The organism is Corallococcus praedator (genome assembly GCF_003612125.1).
GTDB lineage: Bacteria > Myxococcota > Myxococcia > Myxococcales > Myxococcaceae > Corallococcus > Corallococcus praedator.
The window spans coordinates 1-4650 of record NZ_RAWI01000565.1 but is presented as its reverse complement, the minus strand read 5'-3'; the positions used below and the strand labels follow the sequence as shown (position 1 = coordinate 4650).

2 protein-coding genes and 1 pseudogene are annotated in these 4650 nt (G+C 67.7%); 1 reads left to right on the top strand and 2 read right to left on the bottom strand.

Features of this window, described 5'->3' with window-relative positions; translation table 11 throughout:
* Positions 1-314, top strand: a pseudogene (locus tag D7Y13_RS38815) (hypothetical protein); the annotation flags it as partial.
* 95 nt (positions 315-409) lie between these two features.
* Here the strand turns inward: D7Y13_RS38815 and D7Y13_RS38810 are convergent.
* Together D7Y13_RS38810 and D7Y13_RS38805 are read right to left on the bottom strand one after the other, a co-directional pair.
* On the bottom strand, positions 410-2917 hold the full coding sequence (locus tag D7Y13_RS38810; RefSeq protein ID WP_120532328.1) for a sodium-translocating pyrophosphatase: 2508 nt from the start codon (positions 2915-2917) through the stop codon (positions 410-412).
* Positions 2918-3231: 314 nt separating this feature from the next.
* A partial coding sequence (locus D7Y13_RS38805) for a hypothetical protein (protein ID WP_341870466.1) occupies positions 3232-4650 on the bottom strand: 1419 nt, incomplete at its 5' end.

Here is a 4650-nt window from a genome sequence, read left to right as displayed (position 1 = left end):
GTCCAGCGAAGGCGGCGGGGTGGGCCCTGGGCGGGGCGGCGCTGGGCGTGTCGCTGTTCACCGACTACCGGCTGAGCCTCGCGAAGCTCATCCCCATCGAAGCGCACGAGCTGTCCGACTACGCCTATGGGGCGGGCGCGGTGCTGGCGCCGTTCCTGCTGGGCTACGCGAAGCGCAGGCCCGTGGCGGCCGCGGTGCACGTGCTGGTGGGGGTGTTCACCGTGGCGGCGTCGCTCTACACGGACTACCGGTGCCAGACGGGCATGCACCTGGGCGGGGAGCTGGCCACGGACCCGGAGGGCATCGGGGCGTGAGACACGCCTGAAACATGTGACAGGAGACAGCGGCGGGGGCTTCCGTGGAAGCAACCCCGCCGCGGGCTTCCAGGTCGCGTCAGCGACGCGGCCGCTCAGGCGGTCTTCACCTGGGCCGGGGACTTCAGCTCGCTGGTGCCGGCGCTCTCGATGCGCATGCCGTAGAAGCTGCGGTAGACGAAGAGCATCGACAGGATGAAGCACACCGCGGCGAAGATGCGCAGCAGCGTGCCCTGGCCGGCGGCCTCCAGCTCCACGGACAGCTCCACCGCGAGCAGGCCGAACAGGGTGGTGAACTTGATGACCGGGTTGAGGGCCACCGACGAGGTGTCCTTGAACGGGTCACCCACCGTGTCGCCGACGACGCAGGCGTCGTGCAGCGGCGTGCCCTTGGCCTTCAGCTCCGTCTCCACCAGCTTCTTCGCGTTGTCCCACGCGCCGCCGGCGTTCGCCATGAACACGGCCTGGTACAGGCCGAAGATGGCGATGGAGATGAGGTAGCCCACGAAGAAGTAGGCCTCCAGGCAGGCGAAGGCGAGCGTGCTGAAGAAGACGCCCAGGAAGATGTTGATCATCCCCTTCTGCGCGTACTGGGTGCAGATCTCCACCACCTTCTTGGAGTCCGCCACGCTGGCCTTCTCCACCCCCTCCAGCTTGATGTTCGCCTTGATGAACTCCACCGCGCGGTAGGCGCCCGTGGACACCGCCTGCATGGAGGCGCCGGAGAACCAGAAGATGATGGCGCCGCCGGTGATGAGGCCCAGCAGGAACGGGGCGTGCAGCAGCGACAGGTTCTGCGTGTTGGCCGCGTTGAGCACCTGCGCGCCCGCGCTGTTGGTGGTGATGCCCACGAGCAGCACGATGATGGAGAAGATCATCGTCGTGGCGCCCACGACGGCCGTCCCGATGAGCACCGGCTTCGCGGTCGCCTTGAACGTGTTGCCCGCGCCGTCGTTCTCCTCCAGGTACTGCTTGCCCTTGTCGAAGTCCGGGGTGAAGCCGAACTCCTCATGGACCGCCTGCTTCACGTTGGGGACGTTCTCGATGAGGGACAGCTCGTAGACGCTCTGCGCGTTGTCCGTCACCGGTCCGTAGGAGTCCACCGCGATGGTGACCGGGCCCATGCCCAGGAAGCCGAAGGCCACCAGGCCGAACGCGAACACCGCGGGGGCAATCATCAGCGTGCCCACGCCCAGGGTGCTGAACCCGTAGGCCAGCCCCATCAGGCCCGCGATGATGAGCCCCATCCAGTAGGCGGAGAAGTTGCCCGCGACCAGGCCGGAGATGACGTTGAGCGACGCGCCGCCCTCGCGGCTGGCCGTGACGACCTCGCGCACGTGCCGGCTCTCCGTGGAGGTGAAGGCCTTGATGGCCTCCGGGATGATGGCGCCGGCCAGCGTGCCGCAGGTGATGATGGCCGACAGCTTGAGCCACAGCGAGTCATCCCCGCCGATGTCCGGGATGAGCAGGTAGCTGACCGCGAACGTCAGCACCACCGACACGATGGACGTCAGCCACACCAGCGCGGTGAGCGGCGTCTCGAAGTTCATGTGGTCCGCGTTCATGTAGCGGGCGCCCTGGATGGCGTTGTTGATCCAATAGGACACCAGCGAGGCCACCACCATCACGATGCGCATCATGAAGATCCACACGAGCAGCTGGACCCGGTACTCGGCGCCCACCGCGAGCAGGATGAACGTGATGAGCGCCACGCCGGTGACGCCATAGGTCTCGAAGCCATCCGCGGAAGGGCCCACGCTGTCGCCCGCGTTGTCGCCGGTGCAGTCCGCGATGACGCCGGGGTTGCGCGCGTCGTCCTCCTTGATCTTGAAGACGATCTTCATCAGGTCGGACCCGATGTCGGCGATCTTCGTGAAGATGCCGCCCGCGATGCGCAGCACGGACGCGCCCAGCGACTCACCGATGGCGAAGCCGATGAAACACGCCCCCGCGAAGTCCGCCGGAACGAACAGGAGGATGCAGAGCATCAGCAGCAGCTCCGTGCTGATGAGCACCATGCCAATGGACATGCCCGCCTGCAGCGGGATGGCATACGTGGGGTAGGGCTTGCCACGCAGGGACGCGAACGCCGTGCGGCTGTTGGCGAACGTGTTCACCCGGATGCCGAACCAGGCCACGCCGCAGCTGCCGGCGATGCCCACGAGGCTGGCGAACAGGATGATGGCCACGCGGCCGACCTCCATGTGTCGCAGGAAGCCGAAGTAGCCGACCATCACCGCGCCAATGAGCACCCAGAGGACGATGATGAACTTCAGCTGCGTCATCAGGTACGTCTTGCACGTCTCATAGATGAGCTCGGAGATCTCCAGCATCGCCCGGTGCACGGGCAGCTTCTGGAGGCTCGCGTATTGGAGGAAGCCGAAGACGAGGCCGAGGAGACAGACGGCGATGCCGGACATCAGCAGCTGCCGTCCATCGAGGCCGGCGAAGAAGGTGACGGAGCGGAAGTCGGGGAGGACCAGGTCCGCCTCGCTCGCGCTCGCGGTGGTCGCGGCCAGCAGCGCCAGGAATCCGAAGACCCGCGGGGCCGTGCCGGTGACACTCTTCAGGAGCGTGTCCATCCGTGGAACGGTGGATGTCATGGGTTCAACCTCTCACAGTGACTCATTGGGCGCGCGGCCCACTGCACCGCGTGCACGGTTCGCAGCGAGTGATGTCGAGGGGTTGGCCGCCTGCGTGCGAGCACTTCCGAGCGCAGACGCTTCAGCGCAGCCTCGCCCTTCAAGACACGACGAATCTTGAAGGCGGCTGGCGAATATCACGGCGGATGAAACGAAGTCTAATTCCAGGATTCCATGTTGCATCCCGTCAACGGAAAGACTTGGGGGAAACCCGTATGTCTTCCGGTCGGGAGGCCTGTCGCGTCTGGAATTGAACTGCGGGATGCCCTGCGGTGTCAGGGGTTCAGGCGCAGGAGGAAACCATCCTGCAGCCGCTGCGACGGTCCGTCCTCGGAGGCGGGCCGGTTCAATCCTCCCGCGAGCAGCACGCCACCGGTGGAGTCCACGGACACGTTCCGGGCATTGGAGGCGGTGCCAGCGCTGGCGAAGCCACGCACCCAGAGCGACGTGCCTTCGTCAGGCAAGAGCTTCGCGACATACAAGCCGGGAGGCAGGTCCGCGCCGCCCAGGGCCCGGCCGCCATCGTGGCTGCCGGCGACCGTCACCTGACCGGCTTCGTCGGTGGCGACCACGGGCGCGCCGGTGGGGAAGGTGCGCGCCCAGCGCTGGCTGCCCTGGGCGTCATACGCGAGCAGGAAGCCGTCGCGTGAGTCCGCCCGGTGCCAGGCATTCTGGAAGTAGAGCCGGCCGCTGAAGCCGCCGCCTACGAATACGCGGTCCGGGCCCACGGCCACGGACAGCGCGCTGCCATCCGTGCCGCGCACGTCGTGGCTCCACACGTGGTCGCCGTCGTGGGTGAGCTTCACCACGAAGGGCGTGTGCTGGCGCACGGTGAGGAACGTGGCGTCGCCGAAGGACACCGCCCCCGCGTAGCCGCCCACCACGTGCACGTCGCCGAAGACATCCACCGCCACGGCTCGCGCGGAGACTTCACCTTCGCCCACGGGCGTCCACACGCGGCTCCAGCGCTGTTCACCCTTCGGGCCCACGCGCAGCGCGAAGCCCGCGTGCCTGCCATTGGGCGCCGACTTCAAACCCTCACCGAAGTCGCGCTGGCCGGTGAAGTCACCCACCAGCACCGCGCCACCGTCGTTGTCGGACGTGACGGCGTTCACGGCGACGGGGCCTTCACCCGGAAGCGAGCGAACCCAGTCCAGGGCGCCCTCGCCGCTCAGCCGGGCCAGGAACGGCCCTTCCGGCAGCGTGGCGGTGTCCTGCGTGAAGCCCGCGGAAGTCCCCGCGAGGAAGACGTGGTCGCTGGCATCCACCGCCAGCCCGCCCACGCGCGCCCGCGCCTGGCTCTTGGGCGTCCAGCCCCGCGCCCAGCGCAGCGTGCCTTCCGAAGAGAAACGCGCCACCAACAGATGGGGCGCTACGACATTGCGGTCGAAGGGAAGGGGCCCCGCCCCCAGATTGATGGGCTCCTGATAGGTGGCGGCCACGAGGACGTCCCCGTTGGAGGTCACCACCGCGTGCGGCGCCTGCTGGTCCCCAATCATCAGGGTCCGCGACCACGCATGGGCCTCCACGCCCTCTTGCCCCACCTGTCCACCCACCTCGCCGAGCACCGGGATGCGCGGTGTCGTAGCCCGGGCTTCCTCGCACCCCACGAGGAACAGCAGCCCCCCCACGCACACCGCCATCCGAAACCACGCCACCGTCGCCACCCCGTCCCGGTCTCGACCCACCAACCC